The organism is Actinomadura sp. HBU206391 (assembly GCF_014323665.1).
Taxonomy (GTDB): Bacteria; Actinomycetota; Actinomycetes; order Streptosporangiales; family Streptosporangiaceae; genus Actinomadura_C.
This window is the reverse complement of sequence record NZ_JABVEB010000017.1, coordinates 46,638-70,392: the sequence shown is the minus strand read 5'-3', so window position 1 is coordinate 70,392 and position 23,755 is coordinate 46,638. Positions and strand designations below refer to the sequence as shown.

The 23,755-nt window shown below is 67.5% G+C and carries 16 protein-coding genes and 3 pseudogenes; 10 read left to right on the top strand and 9 right to left on the bottom strand.

What is annotated here, in order from left to right:
• The coding region (locus HKK72_RS09795) for a nucleotide sugar dehydrogenase (RefSeq protein ID WP_187233965.1) at positions 1-938 on the top strand (938 nt) is incomplete at its 5' end.
• 102 nt (positions 939-1,040) lie between these two features.
• Positions 1,041-2,225: a glycosyltransferase family 4 protein gene (locus tag HKK72_RS09790; protein ID WP_187233964.1), complete on the top strand. Its 1,185-nt coding sequence runs from the start codon at positions 1,041-1,043 to the stop codon at positions 2,223-2,225.
• 82 nt (positions 2,226-2,307) lie between these two features.
• Here HKK72_RS09790 and HKK72_RS09785 read toward each other — a convergent pair whose 3' ends face one another.
• Positions 2,308-4,095: a PQQ-binding-like beta-propeller repeat protein gene (locus HKK72_RS09785; RefSeq protein WP_187233963.1), complete on the bottom strand. Its 1,788-nt coding sequence runs from the start codon at positions 4,093-4,095 to the stop codon at positions 2,308-2,310.
• 103 nt (positions 4,096-4,198) lie between these two features.
• Between HKK72_RS09785 and HKK72_RS09780 the strand changes: the two genes are divergently transcribed.
• The 5 genes from HKK72_RS09780 to HKK72_RS09760 all read left to right on the top strand — a co-directional run bounded on the left by HKK72_RS09780 (position 4,199) and on the right by HKK72_RS09760 (position 11,316).
• The gene (locus tag HKK72_RS09780; protein ID WP_187233962.1) at positions 4,199-4,807 is read left to right on the top strand and encodes an HD domain-containing protein; all 609 of its coding nucleotides are present in this window, start codon (positions 4,199-4,201) and stop codon (positions 4,805-4,807) included.
• Positions 4,808-4,836: 29 nt separating this feature from the next.
• Positions 4,837-5,319 (top strand): SRPBCC family protein, encoded by a 483-nt coding sequence (locus HKK72_RS09775; protein WP_187233961.1) that lies wholly within the window; start codon positions 4,837-4,839, stop codon positions 5,317-5,319.
• Positions 5,320-5,496: 177 nt separating this feature from the next.
• Entirely contained in the window at positions 5,497-6,765 is a 1,269-nt protein-coding gene (locus HKK72_RS09770; RefSeq protein ID WP_187233960.1) for an HNH endonuclease signature motif containing protein, read from the top strand.
• Between the two features lie 294 nt (positions 6,766-7,059).
• Complete coding sequence (locus HKK72_RS09765; protein WP_222720535.1) at positions 7,060-10,173, top strand: glycoside hydrolase family 2 TIM barrel-domain containing protein; 3,114 nt, start codon at positions 7,060-7,062, stop codon at positions 10,171-10,173.
• Between the two features lie 228 nt (positions 10,174-10,401).
• Positions 10,402-11,316 (top strand): IS5 family transposase, encoded by a 915-nt coding sequence (locus tag HKK72_RS09760; RefSeq protein WP_187233959.1) that lies wholly within the window; start codon positions 10,402-10,404, stop codon positions 11,314-11,316.
• On the opposite strand, the gene HKK72_RS09755 is transcribed toward HKK72_RS09760, so the two are convergent.
• Both HKK72_RS09755 and HKK72_RS09750 read right to left on the bottom strand, forming a co-directional pair.
• Positions 11,313-11,723, bottom strand: a complete 411-nt coding sequence (locus HKK72_RS09755; protein WP_187233958.1) for a hypothetical protein — start codon at positions 11,721-11,723, stop codon at positions 11,313-11,315. The genes HKK72_RS09760 and HKK72_RS09755 overlap by 4 nt on opposite strands.
• A 221-nt stretch (positions 11,724-11,944) precedes the next feature.
• Positions 11,945-12,607, bottom strand: a complete 663-nt coding sequence (locus HKK72_RS09750; RefSeq protein WP_187233957.1) for a helix-turn-helix domain-containing protein — start codon at positions 12,605-12,607, stop codon at positions 11,945-11,947.
• Between the two features lie 279 nt (positions 12,608-12,886).
• Between HKK72_RS09750 and HKK72_RS09745 the strand changes: the two genes are divergently transcribed.
• Complete coding sequence (locus tag HKK72_RS09745) at positions 12,887-13,303, top strand: Bro-N domain-containing protein (RefSeq protein ID WP_187233956.1); 417 nt, start codon at positions 12,887-12,889, stop codon at positions 13,301-13,303.
• Between the two features lie 73 nt (positions 13,304-13,376).
• Here HKK72_RS09745 and HKK72_RS09740 read toward each other — a convergent pair whose 3' ends face one another.
• Both HKK72_RS09740 and HKK72_RS09735 read right to left on the bottom strand, forming a co-directional pair.
• Positions 13,377-14,750 carry a permease prefix domain 1-containing protein gene (locus HKK72_RS09740; RefSeq protein WP_187233955.1) on the bottom strand — a complete coding sequence of 458 codons (1,374 nt, stop codon included), beginning with the start codon at positions 14,748-14,750 and terminating at the stop codon, positions 13,377-13,379.
• Positions 14,747-15,121 carry a PadR family transcriptional regulator gene (locus tag HKK72_RS09735; RefSeq protein ID WP_187233954.1) on the bottom strand — a complete coding sequence of 125 codons (375 nt, stop codon included), beginning with the start codon at positions 15,119-15,121 and terminating at the stop codon, positions 14,747-14,749. Before HKK72_RS09735 ends, HKK72_RS09740 begins: the two co-directional genes overlap by 4 nt.
• A gap of 251 nt (positions 15,122-15,372) precedes the next feature.
• Here HKK72_RS09735 and HKK72_RS40790 point away from each other — a divergent pair.
• Positions 15,373-15,601 (top strand): annotated as a pseudogene (locus HKK72_RS40790) (histidine phosphatase family protein); the annotation flags it as partial.
• Positions 15,602-15,894: 293 nt separating this feature from the next.
• On the opposite strand, the pseudogene HKK72_RS40785 reads toward HKK72_RS40790, so the two are convergent.
• Both HKK72_RS40785 and HKK72_RS42705 read right to left on the bottom strand, forming a co-directional pair.
• Positions 15,895-15,984: pseudogene (locus HKK72_RS40785) on the bottom strand (IS5/IS1182 family transposase); the annotation flags it as partial.
• Positions 15,985-16,042: 58 nt separating this feature from the next.
• Positions 16,043-16,129: pseudogene (locus HKK72_RS42705) on the bottom strand (IS5/IS1182 family transposase); the annotation flags it as partial.
• 44 nt (positions 16,130-16,173) lie between these two features.
• Between HKK72_RS42705 and HKK72_RS42700 the strand changes: the two are divergent.
• Positions 16,174-16,359, top strand: a complete 186-nt coding sequence (locus tag HKK72_RS42700) for a DUF397 domain-containing protein (protein WP_187233953.1) — start codon at positions 16,174-16,176, stop codon at positions 16,357-16,359.
• 253 nt (positions 16,360-16,612) lie between these two features.
• On the opposite strand, the gene HKK72_RS09720 is transcribed toward HKK72_RS42700, so the two are convergent.
• Together HKK72_RS09720 and HKK72_RS09715 are read right to left on the bottom strand one after the other, a co-directional pair.
• Positions 16,613-17,239 carry a hypothetical protein gene (locus HKK72_RS09720; RefSeq protein ID WP_187233952.1) on the bottom strand — a complete coding sequence of 209 codons (627 nt, stop codon included), beginning with the start codon at positions 17,237-17,239 and terminating at the stop codon, positions 16,613-16,615.
• A 95-nt stretch (positions 17,240-17,334) separates the two neighbouring features.
• Positions 17,335-23,490, bottom strand: coding sequence for a DUF4157 domain-containing protein (locus HKK72_RS09715; protein ID WP_187233951.1), 6,156 nt, complete (start codon positions 23,488-23,490; stop codon positions 17,335-17,337).
• Positions 23,491-23,755 lie beyond the last annotated feature (265 nt).

Sequence of the window (23,755 nt, the reverse complement as noted above, 5' to 3'; positions counted from 1 at the left end):
CCGGCATGCTGGTGGTGCTGGAGTCGACGACCTACCCCGGCACCACCGACGAGGTCGTCCGCCCCATCCTCGAACAATCCGGCCTCACCGCAGGCCACGACTTCCACCTCGCCTTCTCCCCCGAACGCATCGACCCCGGCAACCCCGTCTACGGCGTCCGCAACACCCCCAAAATCGTCGGCGGACACACCCCCGCCTGCGCCAGCGCCGCCGCCGCCTTCTACGGCAAATTCGTCGACACCGTCGTCCAAGCCAAAGGCACCCGCGAAGCCGAAATGGCCAAACTCCTCGAAAACACCTACCGCCACGTCAACATCGCCCTCGTCAACGAGATGGCCATCTTCTGCAACGAACTCGACATCGACCTCTGGGACGCCATCGACTGCGCCGCCACCAAACCCTTCGGCTTCCAAGCCTTCCACCCCGGCCCCGGCGTCGGCGGCCACTGCATCCCCATCGACCCCAACTACCTCTCCTACAAAGTCCGCTCCCTCGGCTACCCCTTCCGCTTCGTCGAACTCGCCCAAGAAATCAACGACCGCATGCCCCGCTACGTCGTCGAACGCACCCAACAACTCCTCAACCAACAAGGCAAAGCACTCAAAAACGCCAACATCCTCATCCTCGGCGTCACCTACAAACCCAACATCGCCGACCAACGCGAATCCCCCGCACGCCCCGTCGCACGACGCCTCCAGCGGCTCGGCGCCAACCTGACCTACCACGATCCCTACGTCGCCTCGTGGGACGTCGACGGCGTCGAGATCCCCAACGGCGGCACCGACCTCGTCAAGGCGCTCCGCGGGGCCGACCTGGCGATCGTTCTGGCCGACCACAGCGTCTACGAGGCGGACACGCTCCGCGAGCACGCACAGTTGCTGTTCGACACCCGCGGCCGTACCCGCGGCCTGCCGCTGGAGAACGTGGAGTTGCTGTGACGGCGAAGGTGCATCTGCCGGACTCGCCGAATTCATCTGCAAGTTGCGAGACCTGGTGAAGCTCCCTCAAGGGGGAGATGTCACCCAGTCGGAGTGAGGAATATGCGGGTCTGCGTCTGCACGATCGTGCACCACCCCGAGGACGCGCGAATTCTGCACAGGCAGATTCGCGCCCTGCTGGACGCCGGGCATGAAGTGACCTATATCGCGCCCTTCCGTGCCTGCAACGTGACGCCGTGGCGGAACATCCACCCGGTGGACGTGCCTCGTGCCACGGGGCGGCACCGGCTGCGGGCGGTCCGCGCCGCACGGGCCGTACTGGCCAGGCACGCCCCGTACGCCGACGTTGTCCTGCTGCACGACCCTGAGCTGCTGCTGGCGATCCCCCGCAAGCTCAGGCAACGGACGGTCGTGTGGGACGTGCACGAGGACACCGCGGCGGCGCTGAGCGCGAAGGGCTGGGTGCCGAGGCCCCTGCGCCCGCTGCTGCGCCCGGTGGTGCGGTACCTGGAATCGCGCACCGAGCGGCGGCACCGGCTGCTGCTCGCCGAGGAGGGCTACCGCTCCCGGTTCCAGCGCGAGCACCCGGTCGTGCCGAACACCACCTACGTCTCCGACACCCCGCCCGAGCCGCCGGACGACCGCAGGGTGGTCTACGTCGGGCACCTGTCCATGGCCCGGGGCGCCGCCGACATGATCGAGGTGGCCCGGCAGCTGCACGGCGAGGGCATCGCGGTGGAGCTGATCGGCTCGGCCGACGCCGACGTCCGTGTCCTGCTCCGCGCGGCCCAGCTCGAGGGCATCCTGCGGTGGTACGGCTTCGTGCCCAACGACCGGGCGCTGCGCATCGCCGAGGGCGCCATGGCCGGGCTGGCGCTGCTGCACGACGAGCCGAACTACCGGCATTCCATGCCGACCAAGGTGATCGAGTACATGGCCCGCGGCATCCCGGTGATCACGACGCCGAACCCGCCCGCCGTGGACCTCATCGGATCGAGCGGCGCGGGGCTCATCGTCGACTTCCAGCAGCCGGGCGCCGCCGCCGACGCCGTACGGCGGCTGCGCGAGGACCCGGAGCTGCGCACCGAGTTGGGCCGGCGCGGTTACGAGACCGCCCGGGCCCGCTTCCACTGGCCGGTGCAGGCCGAGCGGTTCGTCGCCCGGCTGGAGTCATGGTCGCGTGCCGCCCATGACGAGGCCGCCGAAGAAGCCGTGCCGGAGTCACCGGCGACGTTCATCGATAAGGCGGCCGAACACACCGCGAACGGCACCTCGCTCACGGCGTGAGGCCCGGCCCTCACAAGGGCCCCGGCCCTCCCCTCACGAGGGCAGCCTCACAGGGCCTTCACGTGGGCCTTCACGGGGGCCTTCACGTGGGCGCCGGCAGGCGGGCGGCGACCGCCCGGGCCAGCCGGTTGGCCACCCCGGGCGTCTGGTAGGCGTTCACCGCGACGATGTAGCGGCCGACGCGTACCGCGATCGTGCCGGACGTGCCGAACTCGTACGCCTCGTCGCCTCCGTCCATCAGCTGCCGGGCCAGCGGCTCGGTCGCCCGCCACGCGGCCAGCAGTTCGGTGGCCGCCTGCGGGGTGCCGGCCACCCACTCCACCGTGACGGTCAGCGCCCTGGCGCTCTGGCCCTTGTCGTCGTCCGGCTCGTACCGGCAGCTCACCGGGCGCGGCAGCGGCACGTCGCCCACGCTCGTCCGCTCGGGCCGGGTGCGGTACCTGCCCGTGCGCACGGCCGCGAGGTCGCTTTTGCGCAGCAGACCACAGGCGTCCGGCCAGTCCGCCGTGGCGACGCCGCCGAACTCGTCGGGCCCGTGCCCGCCCGGCCCCCCGCGCAGCGCGATCAACCGCGCGGCGCCTGCGGGATAGGGATCGCGGCGCTCGTCGGCGCTCTGCCGGGGCCCGACCTCCGGCACGGCGACGTACAACAGGCCACCGGCGGCCGCCAGCCAGGGGCGGGCGCCGTCCATTCGGGGGCCGACGACGAACGGCGCGGGCACGGTCGTCGTCTCACCGTCGGCGGGGGCGACGATGTCGATCCCCGCGGGGAGCAGGTTCTCGGCCAGGCGCGGGCGCAGGGCGTACAGCCGGTCCCCCGACACCGTCAGCGCCGCGTAGTCGGGCACGTCGTGCTGCCACACGGTGCGGCCCGAGGAGACCTCGATCGCCTCCATCCGACGCGCGGCCGCCCGGTCGTCGCCCTGCCGGTAGACCATGATGAGCCGGTCGCCGGACAGCACGACGGGGCACATCGCCCCGCACAGATCGTCGCCGAGGCGGGCGGCGATCTCCTTGCCGTCCCGGCGGTAGGCCCGCAGGGAGTCGCCGTCGAACACCGCCGTGACGTCGCCGTCGACGGTCACGGCCGGCGGTTCGGCCGGGCGCAGGGTCCTACTCCAAAGGGTCCGCCCGGTGGCGGGGTCGATGGCGAGCACGCGGCCGTGCCGGTCGCAGTCGAGCGACAGCACCGAGAGGGTCTCGCTGCCGCCGGAGCCGTGCGCGGTGGCGTCGGGCAGCTCACATCCGCGCGGCAGGGGCGTGGTCCACAGCCGCTTGCCGGTCGCCGCGGACCGGCCCCGCAGCGACCTTCGCCCGGTGTCGGTGGTCAGCACGACCCCGGATCCGGCCGGCCAGCGCAGCGAAGATCGCTCCGTGACGGCGGGCGCCTCACCGGGCGCCCGCCAGAGCAGCCGGCCGCTCACCGCGTCGAAACCGGCGATGAGGCGGTCGCCGCGGTGCCCGGCGCGCTCGAAGTAGGCCAGCAGGTGACCCCCGGTCGCGGCCCAGCCGAGCAGGGTCCAGTCGCTGCGGTTGTAGTGCCACCGCTCTGCGCCCGTACGGGCGTCGCGCACGTCCAGACCGCGACCCGACACCACGACCACCTGGCCCTGCACGACACCGTGCGCGACCTGGTCGTACGGCGACAGCCCACTGCGCCGTACCGCCGTGGGGAGCTGCCAGGTCAGGGCCACCGGGCCCGGCGGCGGCCCCAGGTCGGCCAGCCGTCCGGCCGGGCGGTCGGTGACCTTCTGGTCGACCTGCCACCACTCGGCCTGCAGCACGAACCTGTTGATCAGGACGGCCGCGGTCGTGACGGCCAGCACCACCGCCACGAGACTCAGCACGTGCCGCTGCCTGCCGCCGATCACGACCACCTCCTTCGCCCTCCCAGCTTGCCGTGCTCGCACCGGCTTCGCGACAATACGGCCCAGCGGACGGGCATGCGTCGGTCCGGGCGACTCGGAGTTCCACATGGAGATCTTCACCAGCTGGCGGACCTGGGACGACGCGCAGCCGGCGCTGCAGTCGGAAGGTTCCGGGGCATACGGTCCCATGCTGCCCGTTCTCGATCGCGCGGCCGCGGCGGCGGTGGGCTGGCACGGCGATCAGCTGCGGCCGACCGGCGTGCCGTACGTCGAGCATCTGCTGGAGGCGCTCGAGGTGCAGGTGCGCGGCGCCGGCGTACGCGATCAGGACGTGCTCGTGGCCACCCTGCTGCACGACGTGGTCGAGGACACCGATGCCTCGCTGCGCGACGTGGAGGAGGAGTTCGGCCCCGGAGTCGCCGAGCTCGTCGACTGGGTCACCAAGCCGCCTGCCGAGGAGGGCGGGGGTAGGGCCGCCAAGCGCGCCGCGAAGACGGCCTACCTGCGGCGGCTGCGCTCGGCGACCCGTGAGGCGATCCTGGTGAAGCTGGCCGACCGGGTGAGCAATGTGCAGCGGCTCGACCAGATGCCGCCGGACTTCCAGCGGCGCTACTACGCCGAGACGGTCACCTACGTCCAGCCGCTGGCCGAGGGCGAGCCCTGGTTCGCCGCCTGGTACGCCGGCTGGGCCACGCGCTTCGGCCATCTTCGCTGATGAGATCGCTGACGGGAGAGGATCAGGGCATGGCACGCGAGTGGGTGGTCGAGGAGAGCGTGGTCGTCGCCGCCCCGCCCGAGCGGGTCTACGAGGCCGTCGCCGACCTCAAGCGCATGGGCCAGTGGAGCCCCGAGACCTTCGCCATCTGGACCCGCGGCCGGCCGGCGCGGCCGGGCACGACGTTCGTCGGCTGGAACCGGATCGGCTGGCGGCTGTGGTTCACCAACTCCCGCGTGACCGCCGCCGAACCCGGCCGCGTCTTCGCCTTCCGGGTGACCAGCTTCCGCATGCCGGCGGCGGTGTGGGGCTACCGCGTCGAGGGCATCGGTGGCGACTCGACCCGGCTCACCGAGTACTGGGAGGACCTGCGCCGCGACGGACGCAGCGCAAAGATCGTCTCAGCCCTCGGCCGGATCTTCACCGGCGTCAAGGCCGAGGACCGCGCCCGGGTGAACCGCGAGAGCATGCGCGCCACCCTCGCCCGCATCAAGGCGGCCTTGGAGTCCTGACCGGCCACGGCCGTCCGCCTCACAGCTCACGCCCAAGCTGAACGGCCGCCGACGACAGAAGGCCGCGCGCAATGCTTCGGCGTGACCTCCTGATCGAGCGACAAGGGAAGGCGATTGTCACCCTTGATGTCGAAAATTTGTTCGACTCGTGGTGGTGACTTTAAGTAGAGTTGGGATGTGCGGTCAGTAACGATCGATCTGGACGGTGCCTCCCCGGGTGAGTTGGTGGAGGCCGTCTCGGCGGTCGTGTCGGAGCTGGCCGCCCGCCCGGACGTGGAGTCCCCGGCCGCATGCATGGAGCTGGCCCAAGACCTCGGGCGGGCGCTCGATGTGGGTGAGGCCGCCCTGGCGTCGCTGGTCGGGGTCGTCGATCGCAGCGGTGAAGCGCGGCGGTGGGGGTTCTCCTCCACCTCCGCCTGGCTGCGAAAACAGCTCGGGATGCGGTCGGGGCGCGCCGGCGAGCGGGTGCTGCTGTCTCGTCAGCTGCCGCGCCTTGCTGAGGTGGGTAAGCGGTTCACCGCGGGTGAGCTTTCCCATGGGTATGCGAGCACGATCGCCCACACCGTCAACCGGCTGAACGACGACGATGCTCAGGCCGCGCAGGAGCATCTGCTGGGGTTGGCCGAACAGGAATGCTCGGCCGGTGAGGTCGCCCGGGCGGGTGAGCGTATCCGTGAGGTCATCGCCGACCGGGACGGCACCGGAAAACCACCCGCCGACGCCAGACGCCCCTTCACCCGGTCCTGGATGGAGAAATCCAAGACCCTGGACGGATCGGCCTGGTTCAAAGGATGGCTCACCCCCGAAGACGCCGCCGCCTTCGACGACATCATCGAACCCCTCACCGCCCCGACCGGCGCAGGAGACGACCGCGACCACGCCCAACGACGCGCCGACGCCCTCATCAGCGTCTTGACCCAAGGCCACCGGCGCAGCACCCTCATGGTCATCATCCAGCTCGAAACCTTGAAGGGCGCCAACACACCGGGGCGGCTGCCCGACGGCACCCCGATCCCAGCGGCCCGGGTACGGCAACTCGCGCTCAACGCCGGAGTGTCCGCACTCATTCTCAGCCCCGACGGACACCCGCTGTATCTGGGGCGCACCACCCGCTTCGCCACCCCCAGGCAACGCCAAGTCCTACGCGCCCTGTACGCCACCTGCGCCGTCGATGGGTGCGATATCCCCTCAGGGCTGTGCGAGATCCACCACCTCGACGGATGGAAACTCGGATCCCCCACCGACATCGACAAACTCACCCCCACCTGCCGCTTCCACAACCAATGGATCGAAGACAACCCCGACAGGGTCCAGACCACCCACAACACCGACGGACGCCACATCATCCGCTGCCTACCACCCTGGGACACCAGACAAAACCCAGACCGACCACAAAACCGCACAAACCGACCCCGCGAAAGCGACCACCAACCCAAAGGACCATGACCCACCAGCACCGACCATCTGAACCGGACGAGTCGACGTTCAGTGCGGGCCGGAGGGCGCTGTGCGGAAACGGGCGGCCGGCTCACAGATTCCAATGGCCCCGGCCGGCATCGGACCGTCGATTCTCGGTGTAGCGCCCACGCCATGGCCTGCTGGAGCACCAGAACCGGAGCGACGAGCACAGCACGGGCGGCCGTCGATGATCGGCCGTTGACCGGCTTGCGATCACGTGCGACGCTCAGGGCCCTGGGAGCGGTCCCACTCCGCGAGTCGACGACGGCGCAGGTGGTCTCCATGAACCCATTCGGTCCAGCGGCGGCCCGCCTGCCGCGTCGGCTCCTAGCGGACGTCTCGGCAGTGCTGATGATCAGCGCACTCGCCGTCGCCGTGCCCCCGGTAGGCTCCGCCTCGGCCGGAGTTCACGCCCCGAGCCGCAGCGCGGATTTCGGCTCGGGCTGGAAATTCGCCCTGGTCAACCCGAGCGGGATCACCGACCCGGACGGCAGGTACGAGACCGCGCCGGAACCCGGCTTCGACGATTCCCGATGGCGGACCGTCAACGTGCCACATGACTGGAGCATCGAGCGGACTCCCACGTCCGAGCCGGATGCCGGCACCAGCGCGGGGACCGGGTTCCTGCAGGGCGGCCTCGGCTGGTACCGCAAGACCTTCACCCTGCCGCGATCCGCGGCCGGGAAGCGGATCGGCATCGAGTTCGACGGCGTCTACATGGATTCCCAGGTGTACGTGAACGGAAGCCTGCTCGGCGGCCACCCGTACGGCTACACCGGCTTCGGCTTCGATCTGACCGAGAAGGTGCACACCGACGGCAGTACGCCCAACGTCCTCGCGGTCAAGGTGCAGAACCGCCTGCCGAGCAGCCGGTGGTACTCGGGCAGCGGCATCTACCGGAACGTACGGCTGACGGTCACCGATCTGGTGCACGTCCCGCGTTGGGGGACCTTCGTCACCACCCCCGGCCTGGAGACCACGGTCAAGTCGGGGTACGCGACCGTACGAGTGCGGACCGACGTCGCCAATGCGAGCGGCACGACGACCGACGTGGGCATCGCCACCTCGATCAGCGACGCCCGCGGCAGGGTCGTGGCGCGCGCCAGGTCGAGCGTCCCGGCCGGCTCGCAGCCCGGGCAGGACACCGTCGACCTCCGGGTCGAGGACCCCGTCCTCTGGTCCGCCGACCGGCCCTACCTCTACACGGCCCGAACGGAACTGACCGTCGCCGGGAAGGTGGTGGACACCTACACCACGAGGTTCGGCATCCGGTACTTCCGTATCGACCCCGTCGAAGGCTTCTCGCTGAACGGTACGTACACCAAGATCCGCGGCGTCAACCTGCATCACGACCTGGGCGCCCTGGGCGCCGCCACCAACCGGGACGCCCTCGTCCGGCAGATGAAGATCATGAAGAGCATGGGCGTGAACGCCCTGCGGACCGCGCACAACCCGCCCTCGCCCGAGCTGGTCGAGGTCTGCGAGGAGCTCGGCATCGTCATGATGGTCGAGGCCTTCGACACCTGGCAGAACGCCAAGACCACCTACGACTACGCGCGCTTCTTCAATGCGCACGCCGACGCCGACATCAAGGCGATGATCCACGCAGCCAAGAACTCGCCCGCCGTCATCATGTGGTCCATCGGCAACGAGATCCGCGGCCAGACGGTGCAGACCGCCGAGCGGCTCGTCAACGACGTCAAGTCGGTCGACACGACCCGGCCCGTGGTCTGGGGCCATGACGGCTATCGCAGTGTTCCCGCCGACGGGTCCGTCAACGACCGGATCGCCCGCCTGCTCGACGGGGTGGGGCTGAACTACAACACGGCCAAGTCGGTGGACGCGCTGCACGCGAAGTACCCGGACAAGTTCTTCTTCGAGTCCGAGTCGTCGTCGTCCACCTCCAGTCGGGGCGTCTACCAGGATCCCGAGCTGCCCAACACCGGGGAGAACTACACGCCGGGCAAGCGCGCCACGTCCTCCTACGACAACAACCTCGCGTCCTGGACCATGAGCGGGGAGTACGGCCTGAAGAAGGACCGGGACCGCAAGTTCTTCATCGGCGAATTTCTGTGGTCGGGATTCGACTACATCGGCGAGCCCACTCCGTACTGGGACGACTTCCCGGTGAAGTCGTCGTTCTTCGGCGCCGTGGACACCGCGGGCTTCCCCAAGGATCTCTACTACCTCTTCAAGAGCCAGTGGACCACCAAGCCGATGGTCCACCTGCTGCCGATGAACTGGACCGACCACAAGCCCGGCGACCAGGTCGAGGTGTGGGCGTACTCCAACGTCGACACGGTCGAACTGCGGCTGAACGGCAGGTCGCTGGGCGTACGGCGGTTCGATCGCAAGACCACGACGTACGGCGCGAGCTATCTGGAGACGACCGAGCCCACCGGCGACGACAAGACCTTCCCGTCCGGCAGCTACACCGGCCCGAACGGCGGTATGGGCAAGCTGCATCTGACGTGGAAGGTGCCGTTCGAGCGAGGCTCGCTGGTGGCCGTCGCGAAGCGGAACGGGGTCGAGGTGGCGCGGGACCGCCTCGACACCGCCGACGCCCCGAGCGCGGTACGGCTCAGACCGGACCGGAAGGTCGTCACCGCCGACGGGCGGTCGCTGGCGTTCGTGACCGCCGACGTCGTCGACCGCGAGGGAGTCGTGGTGCCCGGCGCCGCCGTTCCGATCACCGTACGCGTCACCGGCGGCGAGCTGGCGGGCCTCGACAGCGGGCGTCAGGAGAGCGCCGAGAACTACAAGGCGCGGACGCGGACGACGTTCAACGGCAAGGCCCTAGCCATGATCCGATCGGCGGATCGTGCCGGGCCGATCAGGGTCACCGCCACCGCACCCGGGCTGCGGACCGGGACCACGACCATCTCCTCCACCACCGCGCGCGGGCACACCGCTCCCCCGGCCGACCCGGTCACGGCCGCCTGGACGGCGCCCGCCGCGGCGGCCGCTGACGCGAGCTTCTCCGGCATGCAGGCCACGATCCCCATGGCGATGCTCGACGGGGATCTCACCACGGCGTGGTCGAACCGCTACGCCAAGGACGCAACGGCACTTCTGCCGGCGGTGAGCGCGGCCCACGCGACCGAATGGGTCACGGTGCACTCGCCGCGTCCGCGCCGGATCACCGGCCCCGTGCAGGCGTACTTCACGCTAGGCGACGGCCGTGCGCTGCCCGCCTCGCTGAAGGTGTCGTACTGGGACGGCCGCCGGTACGTCCCGGTGCGGAATCTCCGCACTACCTGGCCCACCGCTTCGAACCAGCCCTCCACCATCGCGTTCGACCCCGTCACGACGGCCTCGCTGCGGTTCGACATGGCAAGCCCGGCACCGGGCACCCCCAACGGCTTCCTGCAGATCGCCGAACTGCAGGTCCCCTGACCCCGTCTGCCTGGTCCAGCACCTTGACGAGTTGGCCGCCTGCAACGCGGAGCCACCTCGGTCCGCTGCCCCGGTTGCAAGTATCCGAACAGTCCACCGCGGCCGGGAAACGGAACGAGCCTAGGGCCTGTTTCGAAGTCTGCTGTGTGACGGTGTGTCGTGATCTCTAAGCAGTGAGGTCTCCGGTAGGGAGTTCATCGACCAAGAAGAACTTCATCCGGAGACCTCGTGGCCACCCTAGTGGTGACGCGGCGGTTTGACCTGACCGATGAGCAGTGGGCGTGGTTGGAGCCGCTGCTTCCGGTGCCTGTAAGGCGGGGTCGGCCGTCGCGGTGGACGAAACGGCAGTTGATCGATGGGATTCGGTGGCGGGTGCGGGTCGGTGCGCCGTGGCGGGACGTGCCGGAGTGTTATGGCTCGTGGCAGGCGGTGTATTCGTTGTTTCGCCGCTGGCAGCGGGCGGGGGTCTGGCAGCGGGTCGTGATCGGTCTGCAGTCGGTGGCGGAGGCGCGGGAGCTGATCGGCTGGGCTGTCGGGGTGGATTCCACGATCTGCCGGGCGCACCAGCACGCGGCCGGCGCACCCAAGGGTGGTCAGGCGCAGGCCGAGCCGCCTGGTGGGGTGAGCACCGAGCCGGGTGATCATGCGCTCGGGCGCTCTCGCGGTGGTTTGTCGACCAAGCTGCATCTGGCGTGTGAGCAGGGCCAGAGACTGTTGTCGGTGGTGTTGACCGGCGGGCAGCGCGGGGACGCGCCCCAGTTCGAGGCGGTCATGGCCGGTATCAGCGTGCCCCGGCCGGGACCAGGCCGCCCACGCACCCGACCGGAGGTCGTCCGGGCGGACAAGGCCTACTCCTCGCGTCAGATCCGCGCCCATCTACGCAGGCGAGGCATCAAGTGCACCATCCCCGAACCTGCCGACCGGATCGCCGGACGACTCCGGCGCGGCAGCCGCGGCGGCCGCCCACCCACCTTCGACCCGGCCGACTACCACAACCGGCACGCCGTCGAATGCGGCATCAACCGGCTCAAACGCCACCGCGCCGTAGCCACCAGATTCGACAAGCTCGCCGTCCGCTACGAAGCCACCATCCACATCGCAGCCATCAACGACTGGCTCGCCTCACTTCGAAACAGGCCCTAGGTCCGGCGGCGATTGCTGAGCTCGTCCCCCGCTCCGCGGACCATGCCGCCCAGCATGTCGCTGGTGGCGCGCTCAACGCTTTCGAGCGCTTCGAGCCTGGTGACGACGTTCTTCTCCGCGATGGCCATGCTCTGTTCGAGTCTGGCGAGACGGATTCTCAGCTCGCCCATCATCTCGGCGATTTCCCTGTCGCCGTCGACGGTGACCTTGGCGAGCTTCGTGTGGTTGTCCGCGGCGAACGCGGCCAAGATCATCATGGTCGCCCCGATCCAGCACGCGACACCGAAGCCGAACCCGGCGATGGCACCAACCTTCTCAACGCTGAACGCGACCATCATGGTTCCGCCGAAAATGAAGATGGCCGCGAACAGGATGCCGAGGTTGCGCCGATCCGTGAAGCCGGTCATGGTGCTCGCGTGGCGGATATGGTGATCGTTCCCTTTGTCCGTGAATGACAAGGCAGGAGGCCCCTTCCGTGCCAGGAGACGTCTTCACTGAAGCATTCGGCGCCGACGGTCACTCAGCATCGAAATACTCCTAGACATTTTGCGGCCAAATCCACGCGTACGCCCCTCGTAGTACGCACGGTGCGCAACATTAATGCTTCCGTTACCTCGGCTCCCTTCCGTCAGGCAGTGTCCATGTCCCGCTCGTCGGCTCCGTCGTGGTCGGGCGACCGAAATCCGAGCAGCGTCGCAACCGCTCGCGCCAGCTCCGGATCTTTTCGCACCCGCTCGGCGATCTCCTCGGCCTGGCGAACCTCTTCTTCGGTGAACCCCTGCGATCGCTTGACACGCTGCTCTTCGGGCCAGCGGTGAACGGTGGTGGGTTCTCTGCCGGTATCGACGATCGCGTCAATGCTTCCCGGCTCCCAGCGCAAGGCACGCTCGAGGCCGAGTTTCACATGACCCTCAGGAATCATCTGGCGCCTGAGGTCGTCGAGTTCCTCCTCCGGAATGCGCCCGTCTCTGGCGACGTCGGCCCAGGTGAGCCGGAGCTGGTCCATGCGGGTCCGGATGTAGTCGGCCAGCAGTTCGCGCCTGGACGGTGGACGCTCGTAGACGACCGGTTCCCCGCCCTCGGCGATGCGCTGCAGATCTCCCGGATACCAGCGCAGGACCGCCTCAATGGCACCGCGGGTCTTCGCCTGGGGCCATCGCTCGCCGGACTCCAGGTTATAGATGGTCTTGATGTCGACGCCCGCTCGCTCTGCGAGCCCTTGCTGGGTCAGGCCGACTTCACCTCGGCGTGCGATAACGAAGCGTGCGACACGCGCCCGGTCCCTGCTCATGGATCAATCATGCAGGGAACAACTGGGAACATCCAGCCCTTCTTGGCCAACTTCCCGATCCGGCCAGGCGACAGCGTCGAATAAAACAGGAAATAACAGGACCAATTAGCATATAAAGGGCTCACAAGGACCTCTCGATAGCACGCCTTGACTATTGCTTCCTTCTTGCTAGATTCCTGATTATTCCCTAGTCTGCCCTAGGCATGGCCGACAGCGCGCCGCGGCACCCCGGCCTTTCGCGCCGCCTCCGCGCGACCGACTGCAGGAAGGATCCAGGTGATGACCGAGCCGAACCTGTTCGGTAGCTGCGGCATCGACCCTCACGCGAACGCCGGGATCATCTACTACGCGCAGACCGACCAGCCGCTGCGGTGGGTACGCCTGGATGACGTCGTCTGGTTCCACTTCGGCGACCTGTGCAAAGGGGCCGGGTATTCCAACCCGTCAGCGGCCATCAAGCTGGTCGAGGCCGAGGACAAAAGGAAGATCGACATCTGGAGCGTTTCCGCAGGGCCTGCCACCCTGAGCTTTCTCAGGGCGGGCGCGGCCGGCGGAAACGCGGAGACCTGGTTCGTCACCGAGAACGGGTTCCTCACCCTCGACCTCACCGCTCCTCGACGCGACGGTCCACCCATGTTCCGCCGTTGGGTCATCAACGCCGTCTTCCCCCGGTTCCGCTGCGCCCGTACGCGATGAAACCGCGGTAGGCGGAGGCGACCACGAGGCCGAACTCAGGGTCGGCCCATGTCTCCGGGGTGCTGGATCCGGCTCAGGCGAAGTCGAACAAGGGCGGGAAGGCGAGGACGACCGTCCAGGCCCAGACGGCGTACACGATCATGTAGCGGGTCTGCCAGCGTTCCAGCCGGGCGAAGGGCATGCGGCCACGTACGAAGCCGAGGAACAGCCAGGCCGACCACGCCAGGTTGGTGAGCAGGATGACGTTCTCGCCCAAGGCCGCGGACTTGTTGGGGCTGAAGCCCCATCCAGTGATCCGACCGGTGATCGCCAGCAGCACCATGACGTCGATGATCAAAGCGCTGACGACGAGCGCGAGCTGCAGGCGGTCGAAGAGACCGGGCCGGGCCGTGAGGTCACGGGCGGACATGGCGTACAACAGCAGGCCCAGCACGACGACGAGCAGCAGGTCGAAGAGGATGAGCGCATCGCGCTCGACATCGATGCCGCTGGTGGTCCAGGCGACGGCGACCAGGAAGGCCAGCAGGGTGGCCGTGAAGAGCGGGGTGAAGACGCGGGTCAGCACCGGCGCCATGTTCTCGATGACGCTCTGCTTGCCCTCCACCAGCCATGCCGACACGATGACCGCGGCCACGGCGCCACAGGGCAGCAGCCACGATCCGATGAATCCCTCGGCGTCGAGGCCGATGGCGTTGAAGATGCCGGCCGTGAAGGCCGTGAGCACGCCACCGCCCATTCCAAGGAGGCTGAAGTAGATCAGCCACTCCCCGGTGAACCGGATGAAGTCCATCCGCCGCCGGTCTGAACGCCAGTCACCGCCCATGTAGGCGACGCCGACGACCAGCCACAGCGCGAGCGGCAGGTGGATCGCCGTGAGCGCCAGGGACTGCGAGTCATCGCCCAGCGGATACGCGTTCGCGATGACCGCGCCGAGAATGAACGGCAACGCGAGCGCCCCGATGACGCGAAGACCGACCCGGCGTTGCCAGACGAAGTAGGCGGTCAGCGCCGGCAGCGCGAAAAGGCTGAAGTTTCGCACATAGAAGCCGCCATCGTCGTCGTCTGTCAGGTCAAGCCCGAACAGGCTCGGCACCTTGATCGCGAGCGCCGCGACGGCCGCACAGAGCACCATGACAGGCAGCTCACGACGGGAACGGGCGGCGGTGGACGCGTCCGGCTCCCCGGGCAGCACGAGCTGCTTCCACAGCCGTTCGGAATGCTCGCGAGCGAACTCCCGTGACAGCTCATCGAGGCTGCCCATGCGTTTGACGGCGATGAGGAAGGCTTCGTCGGCTCGCAGGCCGGCGTCGGTCAGCTCGGTGATCCGGCTGCGAAGATGGTCTTCCAGCTCCTCGGCGTCGGTGCCGTGCAGCTCCGGGCGGCGGTCCATGTAGGCCCGCCACTCGGCGATCTGGCCCTCCAGATCGTTGTCGCGGGCGACGGTCATCGTCCCGCCTCCCATGCCGGTGCCGTGATCGGCTTGATGGACTGTGTCGTGTTCCAGACGCCCCGCAGGGCGTCGACGACCGCGGCCCACTGGCGGCGCTGCTCCGCGAGCTCGGCCCGGCCCTGGTCGGTGATGCGGTAGTACTTGCGGCGGCGTCCTCCGGGCGGGGTCTCCCAGGCCGACTCGACGTGGCCAAGCCGCTCCAGGCGGTGCAGCAGCGGGTAGAGCAGGCCGTCGGTCCACTCCAGCTGCCCGCCCGACAGCTCGTTGACCTGCTTGAGGATCGCGTAGCCGTAGCTCTCGCCTTCCACGAGGATCCCCAGCACGAGCGGGGTCGCCGAGGCCGCGACAAGGTCTTTGGTGATGTGCATCCGACCGCCTAACCCTAGAACTGCAATGCATAGTAGTTCTAGGTATAAGAACGCGCAATCCCAGCCGCCACGCGCGGACAGAGCGGCCCTCGCAGACCTCACCGCACACGGTCGCAGCGCCGCCTAAGAAGCCATCTCATTTGGTGAGTCGGCGAGGAAGATTTTGGCCGGGTCAGGCCCCGTTCGTCCCGGATCGCACGCTTCACGCAATGACCGCAGAAGGGGACGGATCTCAGATATCGTGCACGGCCATGGGGGAGCTGATCTTGATCAGGCATGGCCAGACCGAATGGAGCCTGTCGGGGCGGCACGCCGGCCGCACGGACGTTCCGCTCACTGAGGCGGGTGAGACCACGGCCAAAGCGCTCGGCCCAACGCCGTCTGGTCGCTGTGCTCAGCAGCCCTCTGAGCCGCGCCATGCGGACGGCCGAGCCGGCGGGCCTGACCGGTGTCAAGCCTGATCCCGACCTGATGGAATGGCGGCATCGCCCCTTGCTGGCGGGAGCTTGGTTGTTCTTGGGTCTCGTGGCGCGCGAACAATTGCATGATCACGGATGGAGTGGGGGTTACCGGGCATCCGGCCCGGTCCGGCGGCATGCGCAGCGGCAAAACGGGGTGTAGAGCGCCGTTCGGTGTCGGCGAACGCACCACCGGGAGCCGACCCTGTGGTTCGTTCGCCGACACTGAACATCATTCGATCCGGTTGGGCCGGGCCTGCATCCGGCCGTCGGCTGGAGTGGGTTACAGGTGGAAGTGGACTGCCGGCGAGGTGGTCGAGAGAGGCGCCCGTACCAGATGAGGGCTGCGGCGCTGCCGGCGAACGCGGCGAAGTGGTCGGCCTTGTACTCGTAGCGGCGGTGGAGTCATCAGAATCCGTTGAGCCAGCCCATGGTCTTCTCGATCGCCCGCGCATGTTCACCGGTCCACCGCGCACCTGGACCAGTCCAGCTCGTCGCGGCTGCCGAGCTCGTCCAGCAGTACCCGGTGGAGCTTGGCCCACACCCTGGCCGACTCGCTGTGTGGTCGCGTCCGTCGACCTATGCGCGCCCGCGATGCCGTCCGCTACGGACGGCAAGAGGAGCGCAAGCGAGGTCGTCCAGCGCATCATCGGAATCAGAGACAGCAAAGCCCCAGACGCCGGTCACCTCACTGTATCGCCCGAGCACTTCGCCGGCCTCGTGGCGAGCGTGAAGTGCAGCGAACACGACTTGACCCGAGCCGCCTACGTCCTGCCGTAGGCCGAGGGCCTGTCCTATCTTCACAGGCGGCGAACGCATCGACAGGAAGTCCCCAGACGTACCCAGAGTCACGGTTTGCCTGCGAGTTTGGGCGGGACACGTTGTTTAGGCCCATCAAATCAACCCTATCAATTCCTTACGAATGAAGCAGGTACCATTGTCGGCATCTCGGAACCCCGCGTGCGAGGCCGGCAACGACGCTCGGCGTTTCCCTAATTTCACACCGTAGGCGGCCGTTAAGGACTAGACCCACCTACGAAGAATTTTCCACAGGCTCCCTCAGGTAGTAGACGGGCTGATCGGCGAACTGCACCTCATTGGCCATGAGCGCATTGATCACATCACCGCCCCAAACGAGAAGTGGCGGGCGCCGATACCTCTCCTCTCGATACTGATATTCAGTCGCCCATGCTATTCCATACGTGACGATCGCTTGCCCGTTTTGACTAGTAAAGAATTCACGCCCATCGTGCGAGAGAGCCCATTCATTACCCGCCCTAGGCCATCTTTTGAAAAGCGTTCTTATCTTAATCGGCTCCGGCAGAGTCGGCGCATATGAAAGAAACCAAAAGTCAGGTCGACTGCTGGGAATCCATTGAGCGTCGCGAGCCAACGGCGCCACCACCGCAATCAGGTCCTGGTTTGCAAGGAGATACCCATCATCCGAATAGACCAACTGAGGACCGGGAGCCAAGTCATCGATATCCCCCTCAGACAGCAGGCACAGGTAGGCGGCATTTTCCGTTGAGACATTCTCGCCAATCCGTGGAGATGCGTACGCTACACGGAATTCATAGCCCCGATCGGCAAGAACGTCCACCGCTGACTCGAGAATGTCGCCCGAGAACTGCCATATATTGGAATTATGCTCGACCGCCACTCCTCCATAACCCAGCAATATCACCTGGGTCGCGCGGTCAACATCCTGGAATATTGAGATAGTACACATCGTCACCACTTCACAACTCGTTAGCGTTACGGAAGATGCTGGAATCGGCCACGGCCCCTATCGAGCACCTGAAGCACCAGGTTCGGCATCCTCAACACCTCCTGCATGCACCTTATCCCCCAATCCATTTTCTCCTCATAACCGGCCCCCTGAAGATACACATGGACCGGCTTACCGTCACTACTCGGAAGAGCGCGAGAAGTTCTCCGCGGATCGCTATGAGGCTGACTTTTATTCATCCAATCCTTGAATCGATTATTATCCACAGCCGCAACCAAGGCGAGATTATGTACACTATTTGGCCCAGCCTGACGTTGTTCAACGACATGATGCCATTGAGGCTTTAGTTCTTTTCCGGTTTTGGCCACGCTAGACGGTTCGTCAGGATTACTAAACTGTCCATCGAAGCGATAATTCAGCGTCTGCCTAGCTTCCGGATACTTAACCCATTTAGCGTCGTGCCGAATTCTTTCAAATTCTGGTCCGAGCACATAGAATCTATGGAGCCCATTCCTTTTTCGCCAGCGCGACTTTGCCTCGCCGATGGGAATATCGAATATCCCTTTTCCATCCTTATTGTGGCCATAGAACGTAAAGCTACGCTGCTGCCCATTCCTTCGCCGAACGCGAGTAATCCGCCCTACATAAGACTCGCCCTGCTGTTTACTGGCATAGCCAGCCCATCCTACTTCAACTTCATCCTTATGCCTCGGTATCCCAGGCGGGATACTGTAAGCATTGGGCTCAGAATTAGGTTCCGAGTATTCACCGCTCAGTACAGGTAGCGACGGGTTCAACGTCGCAGCGATTGTGAACGGATCAGCACCGACGGGGCGGAGGCTGGAGAGACGATAGTAGCGCTGTAGCGCCGTGAGCAGATCAGAGAGAAGCGAACGCCGAATTCCGCGGCTCATACTCTTATAGAGCCTTGGGCGGATACGGGCAACTATCTTTCGGAGGCGGTCGTCCTTGGATTCCCTCGAGTCCTCATCCTTTTTTCGCTGATCCCTCTTATCTTGCTTCTCCTCAGTCAGATCCCTAGCCTTAGGTTTTCCGTCTCTGCCCGTGCTGCCTTTCGGCTTCCTCGTGTCCCTGTCTCCGTCCTTGGGTTTCCTGGGGTCGTCGGCTTTGCCCTTCGGCTTTCCGGAGGAATCCTTGTCGCCGTCCTTGTCCTTGGGCGTCCTCGCGTCTTGATCTTTGGGCGTGTCCAGACGCCGGGGATCCCTACCGTCGTCCTTCGGGCTCGTGGGCTCCTTGTCGTCTCTGGGCCGGTTCGGGGTGGCGTCCTGCGGTCTGCGGTTTGGCTCCGGCTTCGGCGGGGGCTCCGGTTTCGGCTTGGGCTTCGGCGTCGGGTGGGCGGCCGGCCTGTCGTCGCCCTTGGGTTTCGGCCTGCGGTCCATGTCGGCGCCCGTGGGCTCCCTGCCATCAGCAGGTCTCCTGGGCCGCCCTGGACCTGCGTCTCTGGCCGGGCCGCGCGCGCCGTCCCGCTCCGGGCCGCGCGTACTGGGCCTGGTCGGGCCGGGCTGCGTGCCAGGTCTCGGCCTGGTGGCCGTCGGGCGGGCGCCGGGGGCGCCTGGCATCCTCGGAGCGCGCTCGGAGTCCTGCTCCGGGCGTCTTCCGTCGCCACGCGTGGGGGCCCTGCCGTCCGCCGTGCCCGGTCTGGCCGGGGCTTTGGGGCCGCCCTTGTCCTTGCCGAGGTTGGCGGCGATGCCTTTGAGTCGCTTTCCCACCTTCGAGACGTACTTGCCGATGCCGCTCAGCAGCGCCTCGTAGGCCAGTTCGAGGAGCGCCACGATGCCTGCCGCGACCGCCTTCGCGAAGAGGATGCCGGCGCCGCCGCGGCGGACGGCCTTCAGCCAGTCGAGGACCGCGCCCAGCGCGCGCAGGATCTCGCCTAGCGCGCCGATGGCCGTACGGATGGCGTCGATGACGGCCATCACCCAGCCCGGGCCCGGGATCAGCTTGGCGACGACCTTGGTGATGACGATTTCGCCGATGATCAATGGGAGTTGGGGGAGGATGGCGTCCCACGCCATCTTGACGATCTCTTCGAGCTTGATACCACCCTTGATCAGCTTGTCCAGGATGGCCTTCGGGACGCCGATGATCTCCTGGATCTTGTCCTGGAACCACTGCTTGACGGCCGCCTTCACCTCCCGGAAGAGGTGGTTCTTCGCGCCGTCCACGGCCGAGTTCTTGGCGCCGCTCAGCCAGCCGCCCGGGTCGGTGAGGAAGTCGACCGCGATGAGCATGAAATCGCCGTACGCGCTGAGCAGCTTGACGGCGAAGTCCAGCACCGCCTTCACAGCGTCCACGACCGCCTTCACCACGGCCTTGAGCGCCTGCATGAGGACGTTCAAGATGTCGTTCAGCAGCTTGCCGATGGCGTTGAGCAGGTCGGTGATGAGCTGCTTCAGTTCGGCCGCGAGCCGGTTGACGAAGGCGATCGCGGCCTCGATCAGTGAAGTGATCAGCCTTCGGATGCGCTTGGCCAGGTCGATGATGGCCCGCACCAGCGCCTTGGCGAACTCGATCAGATCGTTGATGAGGTTCTTGATCGTGTCGACGATGAAGGCGCGGGCCTCGTTGATCCAGCGCTCGACCGTCTCCTTGAAGTTCCTGATGAAGCCGATGACCGCGTCGCGCGCCGCCCTGATGACGCGGACGATCGCGTTCTTGATCTCGATGACCTTCTGTTTGATCCAGTCGAAGGCCTTGCTGACCCAGTTGCCCGACTCGTTGACGCTGTCGTCGCGCTTCTTCTCGGCGTCTCTTTCGGCCTCGGCGTTCTTGTCCCGGATCTTCTTGTCGCCGGTCTCCTTCTCCTCGGCGACGTCGTCGTCGGTCTCCTTCTCTTTGTCCTTGACGTCCCTTCGGACCTGCTCGCGCCTCTCGGTCTTCTTGGTGCCGAGAGTCTCCAGTTCCCGGTCCTGCTCCTCGCGCCAGTCGGAACGCTGGGTCGTGACCTCGTCCAGGGCCTTCTCTCGCTCGTTCGCCTGGCTCTCGGTGTTGGTCGCGATCTCGGTGTCGACCTGTTCCTTGTGCTTCTGCTGTGAGTCGCGAAAGTCCCGGTCCTTGGTCTGCCGCCCCTCGGACATGCCCTTCTGGCCGTTGCTGAACGCGGCCTGGAACTCCTTACCGCGCTCGTGCTCCGCCACTTCGGAGGCGGCCTCGGGAGGTACGGCGCCGGTGGCCGCGCCGCCCTCGGAGACACCGCCGCTCCCGCCCTCCGAGCCGGGCACGTTCGCCGTCATCTGCTCACCGGGAACGTCGGGGTAGACCTGGTTCTCCCCCATCGAGCGGCCGGCGTCGTCACGGCCCGTCTCGATGGTCTCCTGGCCTTTGGCGTCGACCGCAGAGCCCTGATCACCCGCCGTCTGCTCGGCGGCGCCCTCCATCTGCACGCCCGGCGCGTTGCCCGCCTGGGCCTGCTTGAGCGCTTCGTCCTTGGTCGGCAGCCCGGCGAACTTGGCGGCCAGCTCCTGCGGGTCGACCTCGAAACCGAGCTTGTTCGCGACCCAGCCGAGGCCGAAACCCAGGGCCATCTTGAAGGTGTCCCAGCCGCCCGGCTCCTCCGCCTGCTCGGCCTCGATCTCGCCCTCGGGTTCCTTGGCGCCCGTGACCTCAGCCGTCTCCTGGTCGGGGGCGTCGGATCTAGCTGCCGGGTCCTGCGAGTACTCCGCCGACGCATCGGCCTTCGGCTTGCCCGCGAGGGTCTGCGGCGCCCCCGCCGGGCGCTGCATCGAGGGCGGCGCCGAAGCGAGGGCCGTGTGCTCCTCACCGACGGCCCGGTCGACCGAGCCGCTCACACCGGTCATGGCCGCGAGGGCCATGTGCGGCTTGAGCGTCGAAGCGGTCGTCAGGCCCGCTTCCGGAGACGCCTCCGACAGGTCCGGGACCGGCCCTGAATCCTTCTTGCTCTTGGCCGGTGCGGGCGCCCCGCCGCCACCTCCTCCGCCGCCACCTCCTCCGCCGCCGGACGATCCCTGGGTGGGGAGAGCCTCGGGCGCCGCAGCCTCGGCCGCCGGTGCGGCAGTCGGCGCGGGCGCGGGCGCGGCTGCAGGGAGCGCCGCGGGTTGTGGGGCGGCGGGCATGGGATTCTCCGCCGGGGCCGTACGGGAACTCTGCTCTCTCGTCGCAGGACTCAGGTCGCCCCCGGCGGGAGCGCGCTTCTCCTCCTTGGCGGCGGCTTCCTTGACGTCGCTGCCGCCTTCGGATTTGCCCGGTGCCTCCAGCACCGCCACCTGCGCGGCGACGGGGCCGGCCTTCGGGTCGGCTCCGCTCTTCGGATCGCTCGACATCGCCGGGGCGGCCGGCGCTCCAGTGGCCTGCTCGAGAGTGAGACCGCTCGGCTGCCCGTCCGCCGGCCCGCTTTCGCCGACCTCGGCCGCCGGTTCCAAGGCCGCCGATTCCGTATCGGAGAGCGCCTCGGCGCCGCCCTCCTCGGGCTCAGGCTCGGGCTCGATCTCCGCCGCCGCCTCCTGGGCGTCCTCGGCGTCCCGTTCGGCCTGTACCTTGTCGGCCTTGGTCGCCGGGGGCGCGGGGAAGGACGGCATCGCCGGCTCGGAGGACGAGGACAGGTCCAGCTGGTCGGCAGTGGGCACGGCGGACACATCGAGGTCCTGCGCGGGCAGGAAGTCCTCCGGCTGGAGCTTGATGTCCCAGGCGCTCTTCTCCTCGCTCCCGGCCTCGACCTCCGACTCGCTCCCGGAGCCGAACGGATCCTCCTCGGCCTTCTCCTCCGGGCCGTCGACATCCTGATTGCGTACGCCCTCGATCGTGCTGACCGGACTGGACGGTTGGGGATCCCGGCCGCCCACCATCGGCGAACCCGTGGGCGTTCTCACCCCGGCCTTGGTCTCCGGCTTCTGTTTCCCGGCCACGCGCGAATTGACCGCGCCCGGACGGTTCTTGGCCGCCGACTCCTCCTCGCTGGCGACCGGCACGCTCTGCTCGGCCTGTTCCTCCTTGGCCTCTTCGGAGTCCTTTTTCTCCTTCTCGCCCTCCTGCTGCCCGTCCTCGTCCTTCTTCTCTCCCAAGGACCGCGATACCGGAGTCGGAAGCGTCTGCCGTGGGGGTGCGGTGGCCGGTGCCGCCTCCTGTCCGCTCGACGAGAAACTCCCGCCGCTCCCCGCGCTGGAGCCCAGCAGCCGCTCCTGCCCGTCGTCCTGGGATGCTCCCCAGTCCTGCGGGGCATTCTCGTTCTCCTGGGCGCCGTCGCCGGGGGCACCGCCGGTGTCGGGCCGGTCCTGCTCCGGCCCGGGCGCCGTCTCGGGCCGTTGCTCCTGCTCCTGTTCCTGCCGCTCTTCGACCGCCTGCCGCTCGCGTTCGAGCCGCAGCTCCTCGATCGGATCCATCACCTCGGCCGGGGCGTCGAGCGCGTTCTGCCCCAGGCTGCTCTCGTCATCGAGTTCCTCGACGAGATCGAGCACCCGCTCGTACTCCGGGCTGAGGAGCCTGGTCTCCAGGCGTTCGAGGACGGCGTCTCCCAAGTCCTCCGGCAGCCGCGCCAGTTGGATGCGGGTGCGTCGCGACCGGTCCTCAGGGTCGCCGCGCAGCGAGCGCAGCACCGAGTTCGCCAGCCGGTCGGCCAGCGTGGCGGGATCCAGTTGCTCGGCGCGCATCCGCTCGGCGTCGACGGTGGCGTAGCGCAGCCAGCCGGGCGTGGCCCAGCCGCCCTGGACCGCGCCCGCCTGGTCGCCGGTGGCCCTCTCACCCGTGGTCGACGCCTGGGCCGCCGACTCGGCCTCCTGCTCGATGGCCTGCTGCGGCAGGGACACCGCGCCCGCGTCCCGGCCCACGCGCAGGGCACCGAGACCGTACGGGTTCTGTACGGTGTGCAGCAGTTCGTGGGCGAGCAGCCGGCGCCCGTTCACGCTGCCGGGCTCGTACGCGCCCTCGCTGAAAAAGATCTCCTGGCCGAACGCGACCGCGTCCGCGCCGAGTATCTCGGTGAGCGCCGCGGCATCGCGGTCGGCGTGCACCCGTACGCGGCCGAGGTCGTAGCCGAGCCGCCGTTCCATCTCGCGCCGCACACCGGGATCCAGTGGCTGCCCGGCGCTGCTGACGATGTTCTTCGGTTCGGGCGCGCGTGCCCTGTCGGCCCGTTCCTTGCGCCGACGGCGCCGTCCGTCGGTCTGCGCCTGCCGATCCTGCCTGGCGGGGGTCGAGGTGCGCATCATGCCCGTCCGCGGTTCACTGACGCGGTGCCCGAGGCGGGTACCGGTGTCATGGCCATCACCGGGCCGGTGATTCTTGGATGTGAAGGCCCGGATTCGCGGATGTGACGGGCATGGCACCTCCATTCCTCGTGACATCAGGCGCACAGGAACGAAAAAAACGAAAAGGCGCATGCGTCAGTGAGGAAGTCGGCAGCGCCTCGTCTTCAACCCCGTTATCCGCAGATTCGGATATCCAGCTCCTCATGCAACTGGTGTCCGCAGTACC